The sequence below is a fragment of the Amycolatopsis ultiminotia genome, assembly GCF_039536925.1.
GTDB classification, from domain to species: Bacteria; Actinomycetota; Actinomycetes; order Mycobacteriales; family Pseudonocardiaceae; genus Amycolatopsis; species Amycolatopsis ultiminotia.
In genome coordinates, this window is sequence record NZ_BAAAZN010000004.1 from 349,945 (window position 1) to 375,335 (window position 25,391).

25 protein-coding genes are annotated in these 25,391 nt (G+C 70.3%); 14 read left to right on the plus strand and 11 right to left on the minus strand.

Features of this window, described 5'->3' with window-relative positions:
• The first annotated feature begins 8 nt into the window (after positions 1 to 8).
• Together ABD793_RS12055 and ABD793_RS12060 are read left to right on the plus strand one after the other, a co-directional pair.
• Entirely contained in the window at positions 9 to 713 is a 705-nt protein-coding gene (locus ABD793_RS12055) for a response regulator transcription factor (RefSeq protein WP_344859218.1), read from the plus strand.
• Between the two features lie 12 nt (positions 714 to 725).
• Entirely contained in the window at positions 726 to 2,009 is a 1,284-nt protein-coding gene (locus tag ABD793_RS12060) for an ATP-binding protein (protein WP_344859220.1), read from the plus strand.
• Positions 2,010 to 2,012: 3 nt separating this feature from the next.
• On the opposite strand, the gene ABD793_RS12065 is transcribed toward ABD793_RS12060, so the two are convergent.
• Genes ABD793_RS12065 through ABD793_RS12075 form a run of 3 tightly spaced genes read right to left on the minus strand, consistent with a single transcriptional unit; the run spans position 2,013 to position 5,328 of the window.
• A complete protein-coding gene (locus ABD793_RS12065) occupies positions 2,013 to 2,537 on the minus strand; it encodes a GtrA family protein (protein ID WP_344858787.1) in 525 nt (174 codons plus the stop codon).
• 36 nt (positions 2,538 to 2,573) lie between these two features.
• On the minus strand, positions 2,574 to 3,077 hold the full coding sequence (locus ABD793_RS12070) for a GtrA family protein (protein ID WP_344858789.1): 504 nt from the start codon (positions 3,075 to 3,077) through the stop codon (positions 2,574 to 2,576).
• A 10-nt stretch (positions 3,078 to 3,087) separates the two neighbouring features.
• Positions 3,088 to 5,328, minus strand: coding sequence for a sigma-70 family RNA polymerase sigma factor (locus ABD793_RS12075; RefSeq protein ID WP_344858792.1), 2,241 nt, complete (start codon positions 5,326 to 5,328; stop codon positions 3,088 to 3,090).
• A gap of 254 nt (positions 5,329 to 5,582) precedes the next feature.
• Between ABD793_RS12075 and ABD793_RS12080 the strand changes: the two genes are divergently transcribed.
• Complete coding sequence (locus ABD793_RS12080; protein WP_344858794.1) at positions 5,583 to 6,422, plus strand: GGDEF domain-containing protein; 840 nt, start codon at positions 5,583 to 5,585, stop codon at positions 6,420 to 6,422.
• 132 nt (positions 6,423 to 6,554) lie between these two features.
• On the plus strand, positions 6,555 to 7,916 hold the full coding sequence (locus ABD793_RS12085; protein WP_344858796.1) for a glycosyltransferase 87 family protein: 1,362 nt from the start codon (positions 6,555 to 6,557) through the stop codon (positions 7,914 to 7,916).
• A gap of 7 nt (positions 7,917 to 7,923) precedes the next feature.
• Here the strand turns inward: ABD793_RS12085 and ABD793_RS12090 are convergent, their stop codons facing one another.
• Entirely contained in the window at positions 7,924 to 8,283 is a 360-nt protein-coding gene (locus ABD793_RS12090) for a hypothetical protein (protein WP_344858798.1), read from the minus strand.
• Positions 8,284 to 8,401: 118 nt separating this feature from the next.
• Between ABD793_RS12090 and ABD793_RS12095 the strand changes: the two genes are divergently transcribed.
• Positions 8,402 to 9,586: a 5-(carboxyamino)imidazole ribonucleotide synthase gene (locus tag ABD793_RS12095; protein ID WP_344858800.1), complete on the plus strand. Its 1,185-nt coding sequence runs from the start codon at positions 8,402 to 8,404 to the stop codon at positions 9,584 to 9,586.
• 11 nt (positions 9,587 to 9,597) lie between these two features.
• Positions 9,598 to 10,095, plus strand: coding sequence for a 5-(carboxyamino)imidazole ribonucleotide mutase (gene purE, locus ABD793_RS12100; RefSeq protein ID WP_344858802.1), 498 nt, complete (start codon positions 9,598 to 9,600; stop codon positions 10,093 to 10,095).
• Between the two features lie 9 nt (positions 10,096 to 10,104).
• On the opposite strand, the gene ABD793_RS12105 is transcribed toward purE, so the two are convergent.
• Positions 10,105 to 11,205: a sensor histidine kinase gene (locus ABD793_RS12105; RefSeq protein ID WP_344858804.1), complete on the minus strand. Its 1,101-nt coding sequence runs from the start codon at positions 11,203 to 11,205 to the stop codon at positions 10,105 to 10,107.
• Positions 11,202 to 11,858: a response regulator transcription factor gene (locus ABD793_RS12110; protein ID WP_344858806.1), complete on the minus strand. Its 657-nt coding sequence runs from the start codon at positions 11,856 to 11,858 to the stop codon at positions 11,202 to 11,204. The genes ABD793_RS12105 and ABD793_RS12110 overlap by 4 nt, the downstream gene beginning before the upstream one ends.
• A 186-nt stretch (positions 11,859 to 12,044) precedes the next feature.
• Between ABD793_RS12110 and ABD793_RS12115 the strand changes: the two genes are divergently transcribed.
• The gene (locus ABD793_RS12115) at positions 12,045 to 12,437 is read left to right on the plus strand and encodes a hypothetical protein (RefSeq protein ID WP_344858808.1); all 393 of its coding nucleotides are present in this window, start codon (positions 12,045 to 12,047) and stop codon (positions 12,435 to 12,437) included.
• Between the two features lie 44 nt (positions 12,438 to 12,481).
• On the opposite strand, the gene ABD793_RS12120 is transcribed toward ABD793_RS12115, so the two are convergent.
• The gene (locus ABD793_RS12120; protein ID WP_344858810.1) at positions 12,482 to 14,155 is read right to left on the minus strand and encodes a class I adenylate-forming enzyme family protein; all 1,674 of its coding nucleotides are present in this window, start codon (positions 14,153 to 14,155) and stop codon (positions 12,482 to 12,484) included.
• Positions 14,156 to 14,272: 117 nt separating this feature from the next.
• Here ABD793_RS12120 and ABD793_RS12125 point away from each other — a divergent pair, with 117 nt between their 5' ends.
• The gene (locus ABD793_RS12125) at positions 14,273 to 15,430 is read left to right on the plus strand and encodes an acyl-CoA dehydrogenase family protein (protein WP_344858812.1); all 1,158 of its coding nucleotides are present in this window, start codon (positions 14,273 to 14,275) and stop codon (positions 15,428 to 15,430) included.
• A 183-nt stretch (positions 15,431 to 15,613) separates the two neighbouring features.
• Here ABD793_RS12125 and ABD793_RS12130 read toward each other — a convergent pair whose 3' ends face one another.
• Entirely contained in the window at positions 15,614 to 16,156 is a 543-nt protein-coding gene (locus ABD793_RS12130; RefSeq protein WP_344858814.1) for a QsdR family transcriptional regulator, read from the minus strand.
• Between the two features lie 87 nt (positions 16,157 to 16,243).
• Between ABD793_RS12130 and ABD793_RS12135 the strand changes: the two genes are divergently transcribed.
• The 4 genes from ABD793_RS12135 (at position 16,244) to ABD793_RS12150 (ending at position 19,242) form a co-directional block, all read left to right on the plus strand.
• On the plus strand, positions 16,244 to 17,032 hold the full coding sequence (locus ABD793_RS12135; RefSeq protein WP_344858816.1) for an alpha/beta fold hydrolase: 789 nt from the start codon (positions 16,244 to 16,246) through the stop codon (positions 17,030 to 17,032).
• Between the two features lie 61 nt (positions 17,033 to 17,093).
• Positions 17,094 to 18,029, plus strand: coding sequence for an esterase/lipase family protein (locus ABD793_RS12140; RefSeq protein WP_344858818.1), 936 nt, complete (start codon positions 17,094 to 17,096; stop codon positions 18,027 to 18,029).
• Between the two features lie 147 nt (positions 18,030 to 18,176).
• A complete protein-coding gene (locus ABD793_RS12145) occupies positions 18,177 to 18,599 on the plus strand; it encodes a hypothetical protein (protein WP_344858820.1) in 423 nt (140 codons plus the stop codon).
• A gap of 202 nt (positions 18,600 to 18,801) precedes the next feature.
• Positions 18,802 to 19,242 (plus strand): DoxX family protein, encoded by a 441-nt coding sequence (locus ABD793_RS12150; RefSeq protein ID WP_344858822.1) that lies wholly within the window; start codon positions 18,802 to 18,804, stop codon positions 19,240 to 19,242.
• A gap of 12 nt (positions 19,243 to 19,254) precedes the next feature.
• On the opposite strand, the gene ABD793_RS12155 is transcribed toward ABD793_RS12150, so the two are convergent.
• The 3 genes from ABD793_RS12155 to ABD793_RS12165 all read right to left on the minus strand — a co-directional run bounded on the left by ABD793_RS12155 (position 19,255) and on the right by ABD793_RS12165 (position 23,267).
• On the minus strand, positions 19,255 to 19,956 hold the full coding sequence (locus tag ABD793_RS12155) for a TIGR03089 family protein (protein ID WP_344858824.1): 702 nt from the start codon (positions 19,954 to 19,956) through the stop codon (positions 19,255 to 19,257).
• 22 nt (positions 19,957 to 19,978) lie between these two features.
• Positions 19,979 to 21,670 (minus strand): LCP family protein, encoded by a 1,692-nt coding sequence (locus ABD793_RS12160; protein WP_425548686.1) that lies wholly within the window; start codon positions 21,668 to 21,670, stop codon positions 19,979 to 19,981.
• Between the two features lie 64 nt (positions 21,671 to 21,734).
• Positions 21,735 to 23,267: an LCP family protein gene (locus ABD793_RS12165; RefSeq protein ID WP_344858826.1), complete on the minus strand. Its 1,533-nt coding sequence runs from the start codon at positions 23,265 to 23,267 to the stop codon at positions 21,735 to 21,737.
• Positions 23,268 to 23,404: 137 nt separating this feature from the next.
• Here ABD793_RS12165 and rfbB point away from each other — a divergent pair, with 137 nt between their 5' ends.
• Both rfbB and rfbD read left to right on the plus strand, forming a co-directional pair.
• Positions 23,405 to 24,397, plus strand: a complete 993-nt coding sequence (gene rfbB / locus ABD793_RS12170; RefSeq protein WP_344858828.1) for a dTDP-glucose 4,6-dehydratase — start codon at positions 23,405 to 23,407, stop codon at positions 24,395 to 24,397.
• A 44-nt stretch (positions 24,398 to 24,441) separates the two neighbouring features.
• A complete protein-coding gene (gene rfbD / locus ABD793_RS12175) occupies positions 24,442 to 25,326 on the plus strand; it encodes a dTDP-4-dehydrorhamnose reductase (protein ID WP_344858830.1) in 885 nt (294 codons plus the stop codon).
• The last annotated feature ends 65 nt before the right edge of the window (positions 25,327 to 25,391 follow it).

Genomic DNA, 25,391 nt, shown 5'->3' on the forward strand with positions numbered 1-25,391 from the left:
AGGTGAGCATGGTCCTACTTGCCGAAGACGATCCGGCCATCGCCGAGCCGCTGTCGCGCGCACTGCACCGCGAGGGGTACGAGATCGAGGTCGTCACCGACGGTCCGGCGGTACTGGCCGCGACCGGGGAGCACCGGGTCGACCTGCTCGTGCTCGATCTCGGGCTGCCCGGTATGGACGGGCTCGAGGTGTGCCGCAGGCTGCGTGCGAGCGGCACCGAACTGCCGGTGCTGATGCTGACCGCCCGCACCGACGAGGTGGACTTCGTGGTCGGTCTCGACGCAGGGGCCGACGACTACGTGGCCAAGCCGTTCCGGCTGGCCGAACTGCTCGCCCGCATCCGCGCGCTGCTGCGCCGCCGGGTGCCGGAGGTGCTGGAGGCAGGCGGCGTCCGGATGGACCTCGGTGCCCGGCTGGTCACCGTCGAGCAGCAGGAGGTGCAACTGGCGAACAAGGAGTTCGAGCTGCTGCGCGTGCTGATGAGCCGGGCCGGGCAGGTGGTCAGCAGGGACGAGATCCTCTCCGAGGTCTGGAACGACCTGGAGTCGAAGACATCCAAGACGCTCGACATGCACATGTCGTGGCTGCGTCGCAAGCTTTCGGTCGCCGCGGACGAGGCGGGCGGCGCACGGGTGGGAAAGCCGGCGCATTCCGACGCCGAGCGGCGCATCGCGACCGTGCGTGGCGTCGGCTTCCGGTTCAACGTCGAGTAGCCGCCGATGAGCATGCGCCGCCGGATCCTGCTGGCGATTCTGCTCGCCGTGCTGGTCACGGCGGCTGTGCTGGGCATCCCGCTCGGCGTCACGGCGTGGCGGCTGGTGGAGAACCTGAACCGGGAGAGCCTGGCCGAGCGCGCGCGCAACATCGCCGCGACGGTCGACACCCAGGTCGCGAACGGCCAGGAAGTGGACATCGACCAGTTCCGCGTCGGGGTTCCCCGCGGTGGGCTGCTCACCATCCGGGGCGACGGGATGGCCGAAAAGCACCTCGGCCTGAACCCCGGCCCGGAACCGGTCGTCGAATCGGCGCCGACGGCAAGGCGTGGCACGGTGGTGCTGGCCATCCCGAGTGGTCCGGTCCGCACCAGGCAGACGCAGGTGACGTTGCTGGTGGTGCTGCTGGTGGTGCTGTCGGTCGGTACCGGCACGGTGGTCGCCACGGTCACCGCCCGGCGGCTGGCCAAACCACTGCGGCACGTCGCGGATCGCGCGTCCCGGCTGGGCGGCGGCGACTTCCGGCCGGACCCGAGCCGGTACCGGGTGGCCGAGCTGGACATGGTCGCCGAGGCGCTGGACACGTCCGGTTCCGCGCTGGCCCAGCTGGTGCAGCGGGAACGGCAGCTCGTGGGGGACGTCTCGCACCAGCTGCGCAGCAGGCTCACCGCATTACAGCTGCGGCTGGAGCCGTTGACCCTGCACGGCGACCCGGACGTGGCCGAGGAGTCCCGCGCGGCACAGGAACAGGCGGACCGGCTCGCGCAGGCGCTCGAGGAGCTGCTGGCGGCCGCCCGCGCCGCGCGCGAGGTCGACGCCGAGCCGGTGGACCTGCCGAGCACGCTGCCCGCGGTCTCCGAGGAGTGGCGGCAGCTGCTGCGTGCCGAGGGCCGGAACCTGCGGATGAAGATCGCGGACGGCCTGATGGTCCGCGCGACCCCGGCGCGGCTGCGTGAGGTGATCGGGGTGCTGCTGGACAACGCACTGCGGCACGGCGCGGGCACGGTCACCCTGGCCGCGCGCCGCGGCGAGGCGGAGGGGAGCGTGGTGATCGAGATCGCGGACACCGGCTCCGGCGTGCCGGACGAGATCGCCCCGCACATCTTCGAACGCGGCTTCTCCGGTGGCGGCTCCACCGGCGTGGGACTGGCGCTGGCCCGTGCACTGGTCGAGGCGGACGGCGGGCGGCTGGAGCTGTCGAACAAGCGGCCGGCGATCTTCAGCCTGTTCCTGAAGGTGCCGCGGCCGGACGACGTGGGCGAGGTGCGCTGGCCGGCGCAGCCGGTGCCGCGCTGAGCGTCAGCGGGGCAGCCGGGTGACCTGCTCGCGGCGGCGTTCGCCCAGCTCGTCCGGGAACACCCACTTCTTGAAGGCCCAGAAGCGGAAGAACATGGCCAGCAGCATGCCGATGATCGAGCCGCTGGCGAAGTCCGAGATCTCCTGCACGAACCGCGATACGTGCGGTACCTCCAGGTGCAGCGCGTAGCGCGAGAGGTACAGCGGGATCAGGTTCACCACCACCGCGACTCCGCTGACGACGAAGAACAGGGCGGCCTCGTGGGTCCGCTCGCGGCCGCCGCGGGTGCGGAACGACCACTCCCGGTTCAGCACGTACGACACGATCGCGGCGACGATGATCGCGATCGCCTTGGCGGTGGTCGGCTTCGACTCCAGGACGCTCAGCTTCAGCAGGTACCAGACACCGTTGTCGACCACGAAGGTCGTGCCACCGACGATCGCGAACTTCAGCAGCTCCCGGTGTTTGATGAGCACCGCGCGCAACGGCTCGGGCGTGCGGGCGAGCACGGATTCGACCACGGTCACCCGTCCAGTCTAGAGAACCCGAGGCCACTCCCGGTCTCAGGCGGCCTTGCTGCCGGGTTCGCCCGGATCGGCAGGCGGCTCGACGGCCCGCAGCCGGGCACCCTCGGTGGGGAACACCCACCGCTTGAACGCCCACCAGCGAAACAGCGTGCCGAGCAGGGTGCCCAGCACCATCCCGCTCACGAAATCGGCCACCTCCTGTCCGACCAGGCTCACGTACGGCACCTGCAGGTCGAGCACGTAGCGCGAGATCCACTGCGGCAGCGCGTTGAGTCCCAGCGCGACGCCGCTGATCAGGAAGAACAGGGCGGCCTCATGGGAGCGTTCGTGGCCGCCGCGGGTGCGGAACGCCCATTCGCGGTTGGCGACGTAGGAGAAGATCGTGGCGACCAGCACGCCGACGATCAACGCGGTGACCGGGTTCGCGCGCAGCACGGTGAACTTCAGCCCGTAGGTGATCGCCGTGGTGATGGCGAAACTGCTCCCGCCGACCACAGCGAATCGAAGCAGCTCACGGTGCCTGTTCAGGAATTCGCGCACCGCTCGGACGCTACTCCGTGAACCAGCCGAAGAACCCTCGGGGCTCGAGCGACGACGGCCGCTCGCCGGGTATGCCGGACTTGCCGGTACCGGGATTCGGCGGTGCGCTCGTGGTGGTCGCAGACGGGGTGCCCGGCGTGCTGTCCGGTGCATCCGTCGGCAGCGACGACGACGTGTCCGGGCTGCTCGGCCGGGGATGGTGCCGCGTCGGTGTGGACGTGGCCGTGCCCGGATCCGACGACGGGGACGACGTGCCGGTCGACGTCGGGCCGGTGGGGTAGGGCACCTCGCAGATGCCCATCCAGCAGCCGAACCGCACCTGCTCGCTCTTGGTCGCGCTGCCGAGCTTCGCGGTCACCGTCACCGGTGCGTCGTGTGCCGGACGGCCCTTGACCCGCACCCAGAGGTTGGCCTGCTGTGCGGGGGCGAGTGCCTTGTGCGTGGTGCAGGTGGCGCCGGCACCGCCGGGCGTGCATTCGAACCCGCTGAGGCTCCACGACTGGTACAGCGCGTGGTCGAAGGTCACCGTGACCGGCTTCGTGCTCTCGCCGGTGTTGCGCACCCGCACGTAGATGAGCGGGTTGCGGGTCCACGGGAACGACGAGAGCCGGTCCGCATCGGCCTGCAGCAGCAGCTCGTCGGCCGGGGTCTGCACCCGGACCGGAACGTTGACCTGCACCTCGACCGAGACGCCCGCGGAAACCGAACCGGTCACCGTGCCTGCCTGCGCGTCTTCGGCGGCTTGCAACCGGAAGGTGAGCACCGCGGACTGGCCGGGTTGCAGGCCGGAACCGGTCTTGCAGGTCACCGTGCCGGTGCCGCCGGGGCAACTGACGGCGACCGGACCCGACTGCGTCGCGGCTTCGGTGGAGAACGCACGGGCCGCGCCACCGCCACCACCCGCAGGCACCGCGGAGACGCCGGGCGGCAGGTTCAGCGAAGCCTGCACCGGCTCGGACACACTGCCGCCGTCGTTGCGCACGGTGATCGGCAGGTTCACCGGCTCGCCGCCGGGCTTCAGCTCGACCCCGCTCGGCGGCGAGGTGGCGGACAGCTTCGGCGGTGCCGACGACGGCGGGGCCGCCGGTGGCTGAGCGGGAGGGGCGGCCGGTGGTGCCGCGGGCGGAGCCACCGGAGGCGCCGGCGGTTGCGCGGGCGGCGGGGCCGGTGGTGCCGCGGGCGGTGGCGCCGGCTTCGGTTTGGGGGCCGGCGCCGGCGCCGCGGGAGGCGGTGCCTGCTGCGCGGTGGGAATGGTCTGCTGTCCGCCGCTGGACGCCAGCGCAACGGCGACCGCGGCCACCATTGCGGCACCGGAAGCGGCCACGCCGGCGAACTGCCTCGGCCCGGTCGCGGCGGCTGCCGCGCCCGCCTTCGCGCCACCTGCCGCAGCGGCACCGGCACCGGCGGCCGCGGCTCCCGCGGTGGCCGCGCTCGCCTTGGCCGCACCGATCGTGGCCAGGTACCCGAGTGCGGCGCCACCGAGGACGATCGGGGCGATGATCGCGCGCAGGCTGCCGTTGACGTCGGCCAGTTCGGCGGCCAGCGCGCGGCATCCGTCACATTCGTCGAGGTGGTACTCCACCTGGGCGCGTTCGCGTTTGGACAGTCCGTCCCTCGTCCACGCACCGAGCCGGTCCGCGGTCGCCCGGCACCGCTCGGCGCCGGTTTCCTGCAGGTGGACCTGCAGGTACGCCTGCCGCAATCCCTCACGGGCGCGGTAGGCGAGCGCGGAAACGCCGTTGGCGGTCAGCCCGAGCAGTGGCGCGACCTCCGCCGGGCTCTGCTGTTCGATCTCGGTGTGCCAGAGCACCGCCTGCCAGCGTTCCGGCAACCGCGCAAACGCTTTCGCGGCCATGGTCCGCTCGAGACCGGCCACCGCGGTGTCGGAGAACTGCACGGTGAGCGCCTCGCCCGCGGTCCCGCCGACGTCGCTCATGTCCTCGTTGAGGTCGACCCGGCGATCGCGGCGGGTCTTGTCGTATGCGGTGTGCCGCAGGGCGGTGAGCAGGTACGCGCGGAAGGCGGTGTCCGGTCCCTTTCCGCCGCGCAGGGTGTCCAGCACCTTGGAAAACGCTTCGGACACCAGGTCGTCGGCCTCGGAGCTGGACCGTGCCAGCTGCCGGGCGAGGTTGTGCGCGGCGCTGCTGTGCCGCTCGTAGAGCGGGCCGTAGGATGCGATCTTCCCCGCGCGCACCTCAGCGATCAGCTCGGCGTCGCTCTTACCGGAGAGATCGGCGGGAACGGTGGACACAGGGCTCCTTCGGCTGCGGACGCGACCGCCTTCCGGCCGCGTGCACTCAGTACAACGCGTAACAAGTGTGACGGATGCGTTGAGACGCGTCACGCCGTGGTCGACCGGTTGACACCGTCGGCGCAACAAGTTCACCCGCGTTCGGAGGTGGAGCGTGAAAAAGATCGGGGAACGTGCGTCACGCGGGCAGATCCGTCACGTCCCCTCACCGGATGGGGACAAGATCGACGGGACCGGAAGGGGCTGGGGGTTCGGTGGACGTACCGGCGACCGGGGCTTGGTCCGGTTCCGCGGACGAGCAGGCGCACGCCCGCTTCGACCGGAACCGGCACCTGCGGGCATTGCGGGCCCGCTGGCGCACCGCCAGTCTGGCGGCAGGCTGGCGCTTTCCGAGTGACTGGGCACTGCCCGAGGTCGACGCCGTGTGCGCGGCCGTCGTGCGGCACGGTTCGGAAGACGCGGAGACGGCGCTGGCCGGTCTGGGCCGGGCGCGTGCCGCTTCCGGGGCGGGGTTGTCCGAGACGCTGTCGGACCTGGCCGCCCTGCACGCGGTACTCGCCGAACCGGACGCGGTGGACGGATTCGTGTCCCCGGACGTGGACGCCACCCCGGCCCGGTTGCTGCGGGTGACCGCACTGGCGTGGGCCGACGTCGCCACGGACCAGCTCGTGCACACCGAGGTCACCGATCCGCTCACCGGACTGCCCTCGGCCGCCTACCTGCGTACCCGGCTCGGCGAGGTCTACCGCGGCGAACTCGGCGACGCGCACGTGCTGCTGACCGTCTCGGTGGATCTGGCATCGGTGTCCGGCTGGCCCCGGCTGACCGCGATGATCCTGGTCGCCGACGCCGTCCGCGCGGTTTTCGACACCGGCGAGAGCTTCGCGACGCTGGGCCCGTCGATGGTCGTGGTACTGGCCAGACGAGACGAACGGCTGGCGTCGCGCGGTGTTGCCCTGCGCCGATCGCTCAACGAACGGCTTTCGGTGGACGCCCAGCTACGCGACGTCGCCCGGCCCCTGGTGTCGGCCGTCCGGCTGCCCGCGACCCACGACCACGCCTGTGCCCTGCTCTCGGACCTCGCCCGCAGTTAGCGCAGAACGGCGACGGTTGTCGTGGCGCGGGAATCCGGGCGGTGCTTGGGCACTGGCCCGGCAGGGTGCGCCGGCGGCGCGCTCGGTCACCCTTCCGGACCTGCGCCGGGACGGCCATGATTTCCTGGTTGGGTGACCAGGACCGTCTCCTCCGCCGGGCACGGCGAAGCTTCCGCGGCCGCCGCCGGGCAGCCGCGCCTGGCCCTGCGCCGCTCACTCGCCCGGCTTTCCGTGCGCCCGCGGTCGATCCTGATCCTCTCGCTGGTCCCGCTGATCGCGATCGGATTCGGCATCTGGGCCTGGGCGCACAACTGGAACCTCGGTGTCGACAGCGCGGTCTACCGCGCCGGTGCGCTCACCCTGCTGCACGGCGACAACCTCTACGACGCCAACACGCTGGCCCCCGAACCGGGCTGGGCGCTGCTGCCCTTCACCTACCCGCCGACCGCGGCGCTGCTGTTCGTGCCGCTCGCCGTCGTGCCGACGCAGGTGGCGTGGGGCTTCCTCACCGCGGTGTCACTGGGTGCGCTCGCGCTGTCGGTGCGGATCGCGATCGGCGCACTGCCCCGGCCGGACGCGGACGGTCCGCGCTGGTGGGCCTCGCCCGCCCGTTCGACGATCCTGTTCTTCCTGGTCTTCCTCGCTCTCGAACCGGTGTGGCGGACGATCTTCCTCGGCCAGATCAACCTGATCCTGATGGCCATGGTCCTGCTGGACATGCTCGTCATCGGCGCGCGCGGCAGCCGGTGGGGCGGGGTGCTGGTCGGCGTCGCAGCGGCGATCAAGCTGACCCCGATCGTGTTCCTCGGGCACCTGTTCATCACCGGACGGCGCAAGGACGCGATCCGCGGGCTGGTGACGTTCGTCGGTATGCAGGCGCTGATGTTCCTGGTCAACCCACACGACGCGTGGCGGTACTGGACCTCGACGCTGCCCGACACCGGTCGCATCGGCCCGGTGCACTGGGCAGGCAACCAGTCGCTGAACGCGCTGATGAACCGCGCCACCGACCTCGCGCCGTGGGCGTCGAAGGCGGCGATGGGCATCGGGGTGCTGCTGTTGATCCCGGCGCTGTGGCTGGTACTGCGCTTCCACCGGCGCGGGCAGGCACTGGCGGCACTGCTGGTCACGGCGTTCTGGATCCTGCTGATCTCGCCGATTTCCTGGACGCACCACTGGGTGTGGGTGGCGCCGCTGGTCGTGCTGCTGGTGTCGCGGCTGCCGAAAACCACCCCGGCCACGGCGTGGAAACGCTGGCTCGGCACCTTCCTCGTGGCGTTCGTGTTCGTCAGCTGCGTACTGCTGATCCTGCCCAACGGGCGCAATGTGGAGCTGCACTGGAAGGTGTGGCAGAACGTGCTCGGGGACGCCTACATCCTGATGCCGGTAGTGCTCGCCGCCGCGCTGATCCTGCGGTGGTGGCTGCAGCGACGGGCCCGCGCGCTCCGGGAGGCCGCGGACGATGCGGGCGGGCCGTCGACGCTCGTGAAGTAGCCGTGCCTCAGCCCGGCGCGCCGCCGTACCAGTTCCCGAGACTGGTACGGACGTGGCCGAAGAGCAGGTCGGCCTGGTCGAAGTCGGCAGGCAGGGCCGCTCGCGCGGCGGTGAGCACCTCGTCGAATCGCAGCGGCCGCTCGACCGTCCTCGCGAGCGGATGCCGTTCGCGCAGCTGCTTCATCAGCTCGGCCAGGTAGAGCACGGCCGCGTTGGCGTCGCTGCGCCAGAGCCAGGCCAGCAGGTCACCGAAGCCGTCCGGCATCCGCACCGGTCGTTCGGCGGTGAGCAGCCCGGTGGCCACCCCGGGAAGGCTGGCCTCCCGGAGCGCGAGAAAGACGGGACGAGGCAGTGCGACTGGGTCCATCCCGCCATCCTGCCCGGGGCCGACCCGCAGAGCGGGCAGCCGCCGGGCGGGTGTCGCGGGCCCGAGGTGCAGGTCGCCGCTGGTCCGGGCACTGCGGCCCAGTAACCTGGACGGCGTTATGGACAAACGTACTGGTCTCCCTGTCGTGGGCATGGTCGGTGGTGGGCAGCTCGCGCGCATGACGCACCAGGCGGCGATCTCGCTCGGGCAGTCGCTCAAGGTGCTCGCCGCCGACGAGGCGGAGGCGGCGCCGCTCGTCGCGAGTGACGTCGTGCTCGGGCACCACACCGACCTCGACGCGCTGATGGACTTCGCGCGGCAGGTCGACGTGGTCACCTTCGACCACGAGCACGTGCCCGGCGAGCACCTGCTCAGCCTCGTCACCGAGGGCTTCGTGGTGCGGCCGGCGCCGACCGCGCTCGGGTTCGCGCAGAACAAGCTCGTGATGCGGGAGATGATGGCCGGCCTCGGGGTGCCGGGGCCCGCGTTCGCCGAAGTGTCCACAGTGGACGACGTGGTGGCGTTCGGCGACGAGCACGGCTGGCCGGTCGTGCTCAAGGCCTCGCGCGGCGGGTACGACGGGCGCGGCGTCTGGATGCTCGACACCGCGCGCCACGCCCGCGAGACCGTTCCGGAGCTGCTGGCCGCCGGCACCGAGCTGCTGGTCGAGGAGAAGGTGACGATGCGGCGCGAGCTGTCCGCGCTCGTCGCACGTTCGCCGTTCGGTCAGGGGGCTGCCTATCCGGTGGTCGAAACCGTGCAGTCCGGCGGCATCAACACCGAGGTACTCGCGCCGGCGCCGGGGCTGTCCGAAGCCCTCGTGCACGAGGCGCAGGATCTGGCGTTGCGGATCGCGTCGACGCTCGACGTCACCGGGCTGCTGGCGGTCGAGCTGTTCGAGACCGGCACCGGCCTGCTCGTCAACGAGCTGGCCATGCGCCCGCACAACTCCGGGCACTGGACCATGGACGGCTCCCGGACATCGCAGTTCGAACAGCACCTGCGTGGCGTGCTCGACTACCCGCTCGGCCGCACCGACCTGGTCGCCCCCGCGTGCGTGATGGCGAACGTGCTCGGTGCCGACGTCACCCCGCAGATGGGCCCGGACGAGCGCATCCACCATCTGTTCGCCCGGTTCCCCGAGGTGAAGGTCCACCTCTACGGCAAACAGGAACGCCCCGGCCGCAAGCTCGGGCACGTGAACTTCACCGGCGAGCGGATGGACGACCTGCGCAACCGCGCGCTGCTGTCCGCGCACTGGCTGTCGCACGCGGTCTGGCTCGACGGCCACGAGATCCACTGAAGGGAACACACATGGCGCCGCAGGTGGGCGTGATCATGGGCAGCGATTCCGACTGGCCGGTGCTGGAGGCGGCGGGCCAGGCGCTGGCCGAGTTCGGCGTGGAGTACGAGGTCGGCGTCTACTCGGCACATCGCACGCCGCAGCGGATGCTCGACTACGCGAAGGACGCGGCCGAACGCGGGCTGCGCGTGATCATCGCCGGCGCGGGCGGTGCCGCGCACCTGCCCGGCATGGTCGCCTCGGCCACCGTGTTGCCGGTGATCGGGGTGCCGGTGCCGCTCAAGTACCTCGACGGCCTCGACTCGCTGTTGTCGATTGTCCAGATGCCGGCCGGAATCCCGGTGGCCACGGTGTCCGTCGGCGGCGCCCGCAACGCCGGGCTGCTCGCCGTCCGCATCCTGGCCGCGGCCGAGCAGGACCTGCAGGCGAAGGTGGCCCGGTTCCAGGCCGATCTCGAACAGCTGGTGCTCGACAAGGACGCGAAACTGCGGGAGAAGGCGGGCAAGTAGCCGCCGGTCTCACGCCGCGGGCAGGCCGACCCGGATCCGCAACCCACCTTCGTTGCGCGGCTCTGCGATGACCGAACCGTCGTGTGCCTCGGAAATCGCCCGCACGACCGACAGCCCGAGCCCGTTGCCCGGCGGTGGATCCGCACGGTCGAGGCATGAGCGGCGGAACGGTTCGAACAGCTGATCCACCTCGGTGTCGCCGATCCGCGGTCCGCCGTTGGCGATTTCCAGCGAACTGACTGCTTCCGAAGCGTCGGTGTGCACGGCAACCCAGCCTTGTGGTTCGTTGTGCACAAAAGCGTTTTCGACGAGGTTGCGCACCAGCTGTTCGAGCAGCACCGCGTCACCGCGGACTTTCGCGGTGGCCAGCTGTGTCCGCAGCTTGATCCGGTCGCCGGACTGCTCCCGTAGCACGTCCTCGACGAGCCGGGCCAGGTCGACGACGTCGTTGCGGCACACGGTTTCCGCGTTCTGCGCCAGTGCGAGCAGTCCGGCCAGCACCCGTTCCTGCCGGTCGAGGCCGGCCAGGAGTTCGGTGCCGAGCGCGACCGTCCCCGGTGCGGCGGACGGCCGGGCGATGGCGACCTCGGTGATCACGCGCTGCGACGCGACCGGGGTTTTCAGCTCGTGTGCCGCGTTCGCGATGAACCGGCGCTGGCCTGCGAACGATCGTTCCAGTCTGGTCAGCATGTGGTCGAAGGCGTCGGCGAGTTCCTTGATCTCGTCACCGGGCCCGTCCATCCGGATGCGGGTGTTCAGCTCCTCGTCGGCCGCTCGTCGCGCGGCCGCGGTGATGGACCGGACCGGCCGCAGCGCGCGCCGCGCGGTGAACCAGCCGAGCACGGCGGCCGTCGCCATCACGACGAGCAACGCGATGATCCCGGTCCGCAGCAGCGAGGAGTACGTGACCACCCCGATGCTGGCGATTTCCCGCGGCGGCGGGACCGTGCGGACGGGTGCACCCGGCGGGCCGGGCAGTGCGGTCACCGCGTCCGACAGGGTCACCGGCTGCACGAGCAGCAGGATCAGGCCTAGCATGCCCGCCCCTGCGACGGCCGCGAGCAGCAGATACGCCAGCGTCAGCCGGGCGCGCAGCGACCGGCGCTTCACGGGATCCGGTATCCCACACCGGACACCGTCTCGATCGCGGCCGGTGTGCCGAGTTTGCGCCGCAGGGAGGACATGGTGACTCGCACCGTGTTGCTGAACGGATTCACGTTTTCGTCCCATGCGGTTTCCAGCAGATGTTCCGCGGAAACGACGGTACCGTCGGCGCGCAGCAGTTCTTCCAGTACGGTGAATTCCTTTTTGGTCAGCGTGACCGGGCGATCGCTACGGACGACCAGGTGCCGTGCCGGGTCCAGTGCGATGCCCGCCCGTTCGAGCACCGGCGGTACCGCGGGCCTGCTGCGCCGTCCGAGCGAGCGCACCCTGGCGAGGAGTTCGGAGAAGGCGAACGGCTTCGGCAGGTAGTCGTCCGCGCCGAGTTCGAGGCCGGCGACCCGGTCCACGACCCCGGACGCCGCGGTCAGCAACAGGATCCGGGTGGCCGGTTGTGCGGAGACCAGCGTCCGGCAGACCTCGTCGCCGTGCACTTGCGGCAGCCCGCGGTCGAGCACCACGACGTCGTAGGCGGTGTAGCCGCACCGCTCGAGCGCGACGGCACCGTCGTAGACGACGTCGACGGCGAGCCCGTTGTCCCGCAGCCCCTCGCCGATCGCGTTCGCCATCGGCTTTTCGTCCTCGGCCACCAGTACGCGCATCTTTCCTCGATAGCACGGGCGGCATACCCCAGCAAGGAAAACGGGTAATCGCGGGCAGCACATCGGAACGGTACCGCCCTAAGGGAAAGGTAAAACGGTCGTTGATCCTGGCCAGACGGCATGGCGCGCATGCTGGGCCGCATTCCGGAGGACGTTCGGAATGCAGCTACCCCTGGGAGATACCGGATGAAGAAAACTCGGATGGTCCGCAGTATCGTGCTGGCCGGTTTTGTGGCGGCCGGGATTGCCGCGGCCGCGCCGGCCGCGCTCGCCGCGGAGGATGCCCCGGCCCTGCCCACGCCGTCGTGCACCGGGACCGCGCCTGAGCACGGCACCATCCCGACGCTCCCCACCCGGCCCGGCAAGGGCGTACCCGCGGACGCACCGACCGCACCGGTGCAGCCAGGCGTGCCCTCGGACGGCCCGAGCGTGCCGGTGCAGCCGGGCGTCCCGGCGGATGCCCCTGGTGTACCGGGAGTGCCGGGCGGGACCTGTGTGCCGACCAATGCGCCGGGTGTCGCTCCGGTTCCGTCCGGTGCGTCGGCCGGGCAGCCGTTCGGTGCCACCGTTCGCCGTTGACCGGGTGCCGCCGGGTGGCCTTCCGGCTGCCCGGCGGCGCTGCCTCAGGTGAGTTCCGGCAGCTGCTTGCGCAACTCCCGTTTCAGTACCTTCCCTGCCGCCGAGACCGGGATCTCGTCCACGAAATGCAGCTCCCGCAAGCGTTTGTACGGCAGGACCTGGTCGTTCACCGTGGCGATGAGCTGCTCGGCCGGTACGGTCACGCCGGGACGCCGCACCACGAACGCCACCGGCAGTTCGCCGACCTCGGCACTCGGCCTGCCGACCACGGCCGCGCCGAGCACCTCGGGCAATCCGGTCAGCAGCTCCTCCAGCTCCCGGGGGAACACGTTGTACCCCTTGTACAGCAACATGTCCTTCTTGCGATCCACAATGGACAAGTAGCCGTCGTCGTCGAGCACCCCGATGTCGCCGGTGTGCAGCCAGCCGTGCACCAGTGCGGCGGCGTTCTCCTCCGGGCGGTTCCGGTAGCCACGCATCAGCTGCGGCCCGCGCAGGCACACCTCGCCTTCCTGCCCCGGCGGCAGGGGCTCCTCGCTGCCTTCGGCGACGAGTTTCACCTCGGTGTCGAACAGCGGCAGGCCGACCGAGCCCACCTTGCGGACGCCGGACCGGTACGGCGGTGCGATCACCGCACCCATGGTCATCTCGGTGAGCCCGTAGCCCTCGACGATCACCACGTCCGGAAACCGCTCCTGCAATGCGCGGATCATCTCGTGGCTCATCGGCGCCGCACCCGAACCGATGCTCTGCACCGACGAGAGGTCGGCGGTGTGGAACGACGGTGTGGCCAGCAGCGCCGCGAACAACGCGGGCGCGCCGCCGAGGGAGGTCACGCGCAGGCGCTCGGCGTCCGCGACGTAGGCCACCGGGTCGAACCGCGAATGCAGCACGACGGTGCTCCCGCCCAGCAACGGGGCGTTCAGCCCGGCGATCACGCCCATCGCGTGGAACCACGGCGTCAGGTTGATCGCCACGCCGGTGCCGTGCCGCGACGGCCATTCCGCCACGCTGCCGATCTGGTCCACCATGACGTCGCCGTTGCGGTCTAGCGCCGGTACCGAACCGGTTTGCCAGCAGCTGTTCTGCACGGTGTTGGCCACGACGTTGTAGTGCGTGAGCTCCACCCCCTTCGAACGGCCGGTCGTGCCGCCGGTGTAGGAGAGGTGGGCGAGATCGCGGTGCACGTCGAGCTCGACGTCCGGCCGGGTCGAGGGCCGGCCGTCGGAGAACTCGCCGAATTCGACGCTGTCGTCGCCGAGGTCGCCTTCCGGGGAGACGACGATCCGCAGCCGCGCCGGGATCCGGTCGGCGATCGCCGCGATGGTGCCCGCGACCGGGCCGTAGGTGACCACGGCGGTGGCCGCGCAGTCGGTGAGCTGGAAGGCGGCCTCGTCCGGCGGGAGCAGCGGATTGGTCGGGCTGAAGGTGGCCCCGGCCAGCAGGATGCCGTGGTAGGCGACCGGGTAGGCAAGGCAGTTGGGCAGGTGCACGGCAACCACATCGCCCCTGCCGATACCGCGGGCGCGCAGTGCGTTCGCGAACCGGCAGGCGGCGGCGTACGTTTCGGCGAAGGTGAGGCTCTCGTCGCCGAGCGCGAATGCGGTGCGGTCGCGGTAGCGGGTGGCGGCGCCGGCGAGGATGGACCCCACCGGAACTTCGGGATAGTCGAGTGAACTGGGCAATCCGGGCGGCGGCGTCGACGCGGTGATGGCCATCACCCGACCTTACGAACGGTGCGGGCAACGACACAAGCACGACCGCGGACGTCTGCGGTGAACGAGCGCTAACATCGATGGAACTCTCCACCATCGCTGCAGAAGAGGTGACCGAACGTGGCCGAGGGCCTGTACCAGCTGGCCGAGGAGCACGAGGAACTGCGGGCCGCGGTCCGGGCTCTCGCCGAGAAGGAGATCGCGCCGTACGCGGCGGAGGTCGACGAGCAGGAGCGGTACCCGGTCGAGGCGTACCAGGCGCTGGTCAAGTCCGGGTTCAACGCGGTGCACATCGGCGAGGAATACGACGGTCAGGGTGCCGACGCGGTCAGCGCCTGCATCGTGATCGAGGAGGTCGCGCGGGTCGACGCGTCGGCTTCGCTCATCCCGGCGGTGAACAAGCTGGGCACGCAGCCGATCATCCTGTCCGCGTCGGAGGACCTGAAGAAGCAGGTGCTGCCCTCGATCGCTGCCGGGGATGCTGCGGCGTCGTACGCGCTGTCAGAGCGCGAGGCCGGTTCGGACACCGCATCGATGCGTGCCCGCGCCCGCCTCGACGGCGATCACTGGGTGCTCAACGGCACCAAGTGCTGGATCACCAACGCGGGTGAGTCGTCGTGGTACACGGTGATGGCGGTGACCGACCCGAACGCGGAGAAGAAGGCCAACGGCATCTCGGCGTTCGTCGTGCACAAGGACGATCCGGGTTTCTCGGTGGGCCCGAAGGAACGCAAACTGGGCATCAAGGGCTCGCCGACGCGCGAGATCTACTTCGAGGACTGCACCATCCCCGCCGACCGGATCATCGGCGAACCGGGCACCGGCCTGAAGACCGCGCTGCGCACGCTGGACCACACCCGCCCGACGATCGGGGCGCAGGCGCTGGGTATCGCGCAGGGGGCACTGGACGCGGCCGTGGCCTACGTGAAGGACCGCAAGCAGTTCGGGCAGTCGATCGGCCAGTTCCAGGGCGTCCAGTTCATGCTGGCCGACATGGGCACCCAGATCGAGGCAGCCCGGCACCTGGTCTACGCCTCCGCGGCCGCCTCCGAACGAGGCGACAAGCGAGCAGGCTTCATGGCGTCGGCCGCGAAGACGTACGCCTCGGACGTGGCGATGTCAGTGACCACAGACGCGGTACAACTCTTCGGCGGCGCCGGTTACACCCGCGACTTCCCAGTGGAACGCATGATGCGCGACGCGAAGATCACGCAGATCTACGAGGGCACGAACCAGATCCAGAAACTCGTGATGGCAAGGGCACTGCTCAAGGGCTGACCTTTCGCGGTCGGGCCGCGGCCCGTGCAGCAGCTACTGCACGGGCGCGACGAAGGCTTCCACTGCGCGCCCGTCCCACCACTGCAGCTGCCCGGTTTGCGGCTTCAGGGGCTCGAGCTCGGGCCTGGACGATCGCGGGCTGCTTGCACCGCGGGAAGCGCCGACACCCGGTGTCCGGCGCGCTCAGTCTGCGGTGGAGAGCAGTAGCCGGATCACCTGGATTGCCTCGTCCAGTTGTGGTGGGCCGCCGAGGAGCTGGGAGTACATGAACGAGTCGGCGATCCGGATGACTGCCTGGGCGATCGCGGCGGTCGGGGCGGTGAAGTGCAGTCCGTTCGTTTCCAGTAGTTCGGTGAACAACCGGGTGGCGCCGGCCTCCACCGGGCCGGGGGCCATCACCACGCGGACGAACAACACCGGGTCACGCGCCACCAGGCTGCGCAGTGGTTCGGCCTCGACCACGGTGCGCATGAACCGTTCGACCACCGCGAGCACGTTCGCCATACCCGGTTCCGCAGGCTCGGCCGTCAAGGCGCGGTAACCGCGTTCGGCGCTTGCGGCCAACACCAAGCCCAGCAGTTGCTCGTGGTTGCCGACCCGCCGGTACAGCGTCGCGCGGCTGAGCCCGAGCGACGCGGCCAGCGCCGACATGTCGATCGGCTCGCCGTGCAGGTAGGCGGCGGTCGCGGCGCGTACGACGGTGTCGGTGCTGACAGGGCCGGTCATCCGGGCGATTCTGGCCGAAGCCGGCTTGCCAAACCACCGGGGGTCGTGAGACAAATCTCCCAGCTGTCTCAGCGCGGAGGTTCAGGCATGGCAATGGTGACGACGGCCGGTGGGCAGCGGGTGCATTACGTGGACCACGGTGGCGACGGGCCTGCTGTCCTGCTGCTGCACAGCTTCCTGATGGACACCGAGATGTGGGCCCCGCAGGTCGCCGCTTTCGGGGACGCCTACCGGCTGATCGCCATCGACGAACGCGGTCACGGCACGACCCTGGCGGACGCGCCGTTCGACTTCTGGGACGTGGCACGGGACGCGCTCGCCGTGCTCGATCATCTCGACCTCGCCGAGGCGGCGGTGGTCGGCACCAGCCAAGGCGGGTTCATCGCGTTGCGGATGGCCTTGCTCGCACCGGAGCGGATCACCTCGCTCGCGGTGATGGGCACCTCGGGCGAAGCGGAGGACGAGCAGGTCGCCGCCGCGTATCGGCAGCTGGCGCAGGTGTGGGACACGCAGGGGCCGGACACGGTGCTTGGCGGCGTCGCGAAGATCTGCCTCGGCGACGCGGACGCCTCGGATTGGACGCCGAAGTGGCGGCAGATAGCCGGTGCACGGCTGCAGTGGATCATGAACGCCCTCGTCGACCGGGACGGCGTCCTCGATCGCCTCGGTGACATCGCCGCACCCGCCCTCGTCCTGCACGGCACGGCGGATCTGGCCTACCGCGTCGCCAAAGCCGAGGCGCTCGCCGCGGCGCTGCCCAAGGCCGAACCGCTGGTGACCATCGAGGGTGGCGCGCATTTCCTCAGTCTCACCGAAGCCGACGCGGTGAACCCGCACCTGCGGCGTTTCCTCGACGCGCACGCGGACGGAAAATAACCGTTTCCTCTCCGGGGTTGCCGCGTTAAGTGGTCATCAGGTTCACAGAGAGGTGAAACGGATGGGCATGCGCGCGTTCGGGCGGCGGATGGTGGTGGCGGTGGCGGCCGCCGTGGTCTTGAGTGCCACGACCCTGAGTACCGCGTCGGCGGCGGAGAAGGAGCCGACCGGCCCGCTCCAGCCGAACATCGTCGCGGCGGCGATCTACTCGGTGGGGCAGCCGACGATCGCACCGCCGGGGGCCAACGACTGGAACTGCAAGCCTTCCGAGGAACACCCCGATCCGGTGCTGCTGTCCAACGGCACCACGGCCAACGCCTACGAGAACTGGGCGAACCTGTCGCAGCTGCTCGCCGACGAGGGGTACTGCGTGTTCGCAGGCAACTTCGGTGGCTCGCCGGGCAGCTTCCTGCAGACTGTCGGCCCGGTCGCCGGTACCGCGGGACAGCTGGCCACCTTCGGCGACAAGGTCCTGCAGGCCACCGGTGCGTCGAAGCTCGACGTGGTCGGCCACTCACAGGGCGGGATGAACCCGCGGTACTGGATCAAGAACCTCGGCGGTGCGTCGAAGATCGGCAAGCTGATCGGGCTCTCCCCGTCGAACTACGGCACCAACCTGTTCGGGCTGCTGAGCGCGATCCAGGCCATCCCGCCTGCGCGCGACCTGGTCGGCGCCGCATGCGCGTCCTGCAACGAGCAGTCCGTCGGCTCCGACTTCCTCACCGAGCTCAACGCAGGTGGAGACACCGTGCCCGGCGTGGACTACACGGTGATCCAGACGAAGTACGACGACGTGGTCACCCCCTACACCAACGCCTATCTCAAGCCGGCCTCGAACGTGAAGAACATCCTGCTGCAGGACGTGTGCGCGCAGGACTTCACCGATCACCTCGGCATCCCGTACGACCCGATCGCCGAGCAGGAGGTGCTCAACGCACTCGACCCGGAGCACGCGGTCACCCCGAAGTGCGTGTTCGTGCCCCCGGTGGTCGGCTGAACCGCTAGCACAGAGCGCGGAATCGCAGGGACGAAATGCGCCGTGCAGGGTGGTTTTCGGGTGGGGCGAGGTAAGAACGCGAACATTTTTCGGCCCGGAAGGCCATTCCGGTTGTGCAATCGAAGTGCGGATGTCACAGTCGTCGGCATGTTCTGGCCAGTTCCCGATACCTGGACGCCGCGTGACGACGCTGAGCTCGTCGCGGGCTGGCGGCTGTGGCTCGAACTGAGTGATCGCGTGTGGCCGACCGCGGCCTGGAACGGCACGCCTGCGGACGCCGTCCAGCCGTTGCGGGATCTGCTGGATGCGTGCGAGGACATCGAGACCGGCTGCCGGGCCGCCGGTGAGCCCTCGGACGAGTTCGGGCACCTGATCCAGCCGCTGGTGCTGTCCGCGAGCGCGGTGATCGGCCTGTGGTGGGACGATCACGCTCCGCTGGACCCCGACCGCGCCCGGGTGCTGCACGAGGACTTGCAGCGGTTCGCCACGCTCGCCGAACGGGTGCTCACCGTGCTGTCGGTGCACGGCGGCTGGGCGGAATTCGACGCGGTCCGCCGCCGTCCGGCCTGACGCTGCCGGAAGCCGAGTACGAAAGTTCCCGCGCCCTGGTGCCGGTTCGAGCGTGGGCCTTTTCCGCGGCCGGTTCCGCCTGCGGTTCTCCGGTGTCTGTCGGTTTCCTGTCGATCACTCGCCGAAGCCGCCGGCGTGCTGTCCGGTGCCCTACCGTCGAACAGGTCAGTTGAGATTTCACCTATCAGGAGCTCTGACCGTTATGTTCGCTCGAGTCAAGGACGTCGCGCTGCTGCTCGGCCGGATCGGTGTGGCAGTCGTGTTCTTCGCCCACGGTCTGCAGAAGTGGGACAGCGGGGTCGGGGCCACCGCGGGGATGTTCGACAAGATCGGTATCCCGCTGCCGACCGTCGCCGCGATTTTCGTGATCGTGCTCGAAGTGATCGGCTCGATCGCTTTCGTCGCCGGTTTCCTGCTGCCGCTGATCGCGCTGGCCTACGCGGTCGACATGGCGGGTGCGTTGATCAGCGTGCACGCAGCCAACGGCCTCACCGGCGACGGTGGCTACGAACTCGTGCTGGTGCTCGGCCTCACCGCGCTGGCACTCGGCTTCAACGGGGGCAGGCTCTCCCTGGACCACGTGCTGTTCTGGCGGCGCCGGGAGGCGCGGCCGGAATCCGCGCGAGAGCTGGAAACGGCCTGACCACGATGCCCGTCACGGGAGGTCGGCGGTGGTCCGCTCGGCCTCCCGGCGGGCAGCCAGCTTTGCCGGATCCGCGTTGGTCACCTGCACCAGGTGCGCGCCCGCGGCGAGCGGCACGAGCAGGCCGTCCAGCACCCCGCCGGGCACCGTCCAGTCCACCGTGGACAGTACGCGATCGGCGGCGGTGAGTCCGAGTTTTCCTGCCTGCTCCCGTGCTTGCGCCAACACTTCGTCCACAGTGGAGGATTCGAGTGCGGGGGTGTCGGCTGCGATCGGCTGCAGTGGGGTGAACTGGTCCCCGGCGAGCCGTGCTTCGCTCAGGTAGTCCAGCGCACCGCCGGACGGGGGACCGGCCAGGCCGCGGCCCATCGGATCGAGCGAGACGATCGCGACAGCCGGGGCCGCCACCTGCTCCTGCGGGCCGGTGAACACCACCCGCGCGTCGTCCGGTTCCGCGACCACGTGCGCCCCGCACCACCAGGCGCCGAGCAGCACCCCGGCGGTTTGCCAGTGCGCGGGCAGCCGCACCGCCACGCGGTCACCCGGCTCCACGTCGAACTCGTCCACCAGCCAGTTCGCCGTCTTCGCGGCCCAGTTCACGGTGGTCGCCACGGACAGCTCGACCCGGCTGCCGACCTTGTCGTCGTAGTGGGTGACCAGCGGTTTCGCCGGGGAGTTCAGAAGCGGGCGCAGCAGCTGCTCGGTCAGGCTCATGCGCCTCAGGCTAGCCGTGCGCTCAGTCGACGCACGGCACGCCCGGCACCCCGGACTCCGATTGCGCCGCCGGTGCCCCGGCTGCCGCCCCGCCGCCGGACGCCGGGGGTGCGGCCAGCCCCGCGACGAACTTCCGCACCGCCGCCGGGTCGATCTCCACGATGCTCTGGCCGTCCTGGCTGTGCCCGTTCGCGGTGATCACCGGGATCGTGGTGAAGTCGAGGTCGCCGGAGGCAACGCCCTTGATCTGCTGTGCGAAATCGAGCACGTCCAGGCCGTCGTCGAGCACGACCGACCGGTGCATGGCGTCCATCAGGTTGTTCAGGGTGCCCGAATCGGACAGCGTGCCCGCGGAGAGCACCTGGTGCAGCGCCGAGGAGAGGAACGCCTGCTGACGCACGATCCGGTCCAGGTCGCCGTGCGGGAGGTTCTTGCGCTGACGCACGAACGACAGCGCCTCGCCACCGGAAACGGTCTGCGTGCCGCGGGCGAAGTCCGCGCCGGAATCCTTGTCCACGGTCGCGTGGTTCAGGCACACCTGCACGCCCCCGAGTGCCTCGGTGAGCAGATAGAAGCCGAGGAGGTTGACCTCCGCATAGTGGTCGACGCGGACCTGGGTGAGGTCCTGGACGGTCTGCACGAGCACCCGCCGTCCGGCGCTGTCGGAATCACGGGACAGCTTCGCCTGGTCGCGTTCGCCCTGCGCGCGTTCGGCCCGTTCCTCGCGCACCTTCTCCACGCCGTACGCCGAGTTGATCTTCGCCTGCCCGCGCCCCGGAACGTCGACCCAGGTGTCGCGGGGGATCGAGATCCCGGACGGTTTGCCGCCGTTCTTCGGAAATCGCAGCAGGATGATCGTGTCGGTGTTGACCCCGGCTTTCTCTTCGGTGCGCAGTGCTTTCAGCACGCTCAGCGGCAGCGGATTGCCCTGTGCGTCGGTCCGCGCGTCACTGCCGACGAGCAGGATGTCGGTGGCCCCGTCGTCCGCGGGCGGCGCCGGCGGCTCCCCGGCCCGTGGGACGAGCACGTCGGTGGTGGGGACGTCGCGCTGGAGCCGATCCTTGGTGACGTAGGCGTATCCGGTCGCGCCGAGGGCCAGCACGGACACCAGCCCGACCGCGATCCGCCGAGTCACCCGTCCGGCCCGCCCCGGCCGTGGCCCGCGGGCTTGCGGCGGCGGGGGAGGAGCCGGCTTGGACGGCTGCGGAAGCTGGACCCGCGGATAAGGCGAGGGCTTCCACCCGGCCGCAGTGGTGGCCGCGGTGGTTGTGGCCGCGGTGGTTGTGGCGCCGGTGGTGGTTTCCGCGCCGGTGGTTTCAGTGCCGTTGGTGGTTTCGGGACCGGTGGTTGTGCCGGTCCCCGCAGCGGCAGGCTCGGCCGGGTCGCGGTCGTCGGCCGGGTCTGCCGGGTCTCCGGTACCGGCTGGGCCGGTGGTGTTCTTGGTATCGGCTGTGCCCGCTGTGTCCGCTGTGCCCGCTGTGCCCGCTGTGCCCGCGGAGCCGGCGTCGGCTGCTCCGTCGGCCGGGCTGGTGGCGCGGTCGGTCTCGTCCGGTGCGGCGTGGCGTGGGCCGCGGGGTTGTTCGACACTCGGCGTGGAATCGTTCGGTTCGTCCGGGCCCAGGCTGCCGGAGGCGGGGGCGTCCGGGGTTTCCGGGCGCCCCTCAGCCGGGCCGGGCTCGTCCGGCCGGTCCGGTTTGTCCTGGTCTTCGTCCACCCCGTGTACCTCCCCGTTGCCAGCCCGCGGCAAGCCGCCTGCCGCCGTGCTGGGACATCCGACTCTAGTTGACGCAGGGCACTTCGCCCGCCGTGATGGGCGGCGTGGCGGGAGTGCCGGGGGCCGAGGAGGAGGAGGACGGCGTGGTGTGTGGTGCGGATGTGGCGGGCGTGCTGGTGGGCTGTCCCTGGCCGGAGAGGCCGCCGCGGGCGTCCTTGCCCAGCAGCACCCGCACGTGGCCGGATGCCACGTCGGCGTCCGGTTCGGCCTGCGGATCGCCGCCGAGGGCCTGCCGGACCAGCTCCACCGCGGCGTCGTCGGACGGGTGGTAGCGCAGCACGGTGCTGGAGCGAGTCGACAGCTCGGTGTCGTCGGTGAGGTGGAAGCCCTTGCCCTGCAACAGACTCCGGGTGGTCGTCGCGGCGTCCGTGCCGGAGCCGTCGAACAGTTCGACGGTCACCGCGTCGGCGCCGGGCAGGGTGGCACTCGCCGGGGGCGGGGCGCCGTCCGAGGTCAGCCGTCCGACCTCGGCCTGCACCTGCGACTGGTCGACCCGCAGCACGTCCGCGCCGCCGATCACCGCGTTGCCCTCGGTCGGGATGGTGTGGAACTCGACGTTGCCGACGGTCAGGCCGCGCATCTGATCGGCGAACTCGGCCAGGTCCCAGCCCGAGGACAGCACCACGGACTTCTTCACCGAGTCGATCAGCCGCGCGAGCGTGACCGGATTCGCCAGCACTTCGGGGGAGAGCACCTTGTTCGCCAGCCCGGACAGGAACGCCTGCTGTCGCGCGATCCGGTCCAGATCACCGTTCGGCAGCCCGTACCGCTGCCGGACGAAGGCCAGCGCCTGCACGCCCTGCACGGTCTGCTGCCCACCGGCAAGGTGCACCCCGGACTTCTTTTCCTGCACCGGCGCCTTCAGGCACACCTGCACGCCGCCGATGGCCTTGGTGACCTCGTAGAAGCTGGCCAGGTTCACCTCGGCGTACCGGTCGATCATGCCCGGTTTGCCGAGGAACTTCTCCAGTGTGGCGACGAGGTTCTTGCGCCCGGCGAGCTTGGCCTGCTCGTCGACGTCCTTGAGGTCGGTGTTGCCTGCGGCCTGCAGGGTCTTCGACGTGTCGTTGTAGGCGTACACGTACGCGCTGTTGAGCTTGTGCTTGCCGAACCCGCCGGTGATTTCCACGTACGTGTCGCGCGGGAAGGAGATGGCGGTCGCGTGCTTCCCGTTCTGCGGGATGTGCACGAGGATCATCGTGTCGGTCTGCCGTTCGCCGTCCGCGACGCCGGCGTGCAGCATGTCCAGCACCTCGCGCGGCAGTGGGTTGCCCTGCGCGTCGGTCCGGCTGTCCTGGCCGACCAGCAGGATGTCCACCGCACCGTCGAGCGGCTTCGCTCGCTGCTGCTGTCCGCCGAAGACCTCGGTGGTGGTGAAGCCCGCCTGCGGATCGCCGATGAACTGCCAGGCGTACCAGGTCAGGCCGAGGACGATGACCGACAGGATGGAGAGCGCGACCTTGCCGCTGCGGCGTACCACGACGAGCGCGCCGCGACCGCGGTGCGCCGGAAGCGGCGCGCCAGGCCACTCGGCCACGTGTTCCTCCCCCAGACGCGCCCCCGCGCACCTGTGTGCCTACCGGAGACTCTACCGACCCTCCGGTGCAGCACCCGTAGTCTGGTGGCCGGATTGCCCGGTCGGGCACGAGACGGTGGCAGGAAGGGTGGAAACGGATGCGGGTCCTGGTCACGGGCGGTGCCGGCTTCATCGGATCGCACTACGTCCGGCAGGTGCTTTCGGGTGCCTACCCGGCACTTGGTGACGCCGAGGTCGTGGTGCTCGACAAGCTCACCTACGCGGGCAACGAGGCCAACCTCGCACCGGTTGCGGACAGCCCGCGGTTGCGGTTCGTACGTGGGGACATCTGCGACGCCACGCTGGTGTCCGAGCTGATCGCGGGCATCGACCTGGTGGTGCACTTCGCCGCCGAGTCCCATGTGGATCGTTCGATCCTCGGTTCGGCCGATTTCGTGCTCACCAACGTGCTCGGCACGCAGACGCTGCTGCAGGCCGCGCTGGAGGCCGAGGTCGGCAAGTTCGTGCACGTGTCCACCGACGAGGTCTACGGGTCCATTGCGGACGGTTCGTGGTCGGAGGACCACGTACTGGAGCCGAATTCGCCGTACTCTGCGTCGAAGGCGTCGTCCGATCTGATTGCCCGGTCCTATTCGCGCACGCACGGGTTGCCGGTGTGCCTCACCCGGTGCTCGAACAACTACGGGCCGTACCAGTTCCCGGAGAAGGTGATCCCGCTTTTCGTCACCAACCTGCTCGACGGGCAGAAGGTGCCGCTCTACGGGGACGGTCTCAACGTGCGCGACTGGCTGCACGTCGACGACCACTGCCACGGCATCCAGCTGGTCGCGGACGGCGGAAGGCCGGGCGAGATCTACAACATCGGCGGCGGTACCGAGCTGACCAACCGGGAGCTGACCGGCCGCCTGCTGGACGCGGCCGGGGTCGGCTGGGAGATGGTCGAACCGGTCGCCGACCGCAAGGGCCACGACCGGCGGTACTCCGTCGACATCACCAAGATCAGCACGGAGCTGGGTTACGCTCCGCGGGTGTCCTTCGAGGACGGTCTGGCGGGTACCGTGCGCTGGTACGCGGACAACCGGGCGTGGTGGGAGCCGTTGAAGGGCCGCGCCGCGCTCGGCACGTCCTGACCGACCTCGCAGCAACAGCTTGGCAGCAACAAGGAGGTGCGCCGGTGCGGCTGGCCCTGCTCGTGCCCGGCGGTTCCGGCCAGCTCGGCCGTGACCTGGTGGATTCCGTCTCGTCCGGGACGGAGGTGGTCGCGCCGTCGTCGGCGGAGCTGGATCTGACCGCGACCGGCGACGTGGTGGCGGCGGTCGGCTCGCTGGCCGCCCGCGCGGCCGAGGCCGGGGCGTTCCCGGTGGTGCTGAACGCAGCGGCGTACACCGCGGTCGACGCCGCGGAGACCGACGAGGCACGGGCGTTCGCGGTGAACGTGGACGGGCCACGGGTGCTGGCCGCCGCGTGCTCGTCGCACCGGGTGCCGCTGATCCAGGTGTCCACCGACTACGTGTTCCCCGGCGACGCGAGCCGGCCGTATGAAGTGGACGACGAACTGGGCCCGCGCAGCGCCTACGGCCGGACGAAAGCGGCCGGCGAGGACGCGGTACTCGGCTCCGGTGCGTCGTCCTGGGTGGTCCGGACCAGCTGGGTGTACGGCCGGACCGGGAGCAACTTCGTGAAGACCATGGTGCGGCTGGAATCCGAACGCGAGAAGTTGTCCGTTGTGGACGATCAGATCGGTTCGCCGACGTGGTCGGCCGATCTGGCCGCCGGACTGCTCGAACTGGCCACGACGATCGCACAGGACCGCGCACCCGCCGCGAAAGTGCTGCACTGCACCGGCGCGGGCGAGGTTTCGTGGTTCGGATTCGCCCGCGCGATCTTCGAGGAGCTCGGCGCCGACCCGGAGCGCATCGGCCCGTGCACGACCGAGGAGTACCCCCGTCCGGCCCCCCGGCCGGCCTACTCGGTGCTGTCGAACGCATCGTGGAGCGCCGCCGGCCTGACCCCGCTGCGCGGCTGGCGAGAGGCACTGCATCAGTACTTCGCGGGCTAGGTGTGCTGTTCGGGCTCGTCGGTGATGTGGTGGCACGGCTGTGATGATGTTGAGGTGGTGGGGGC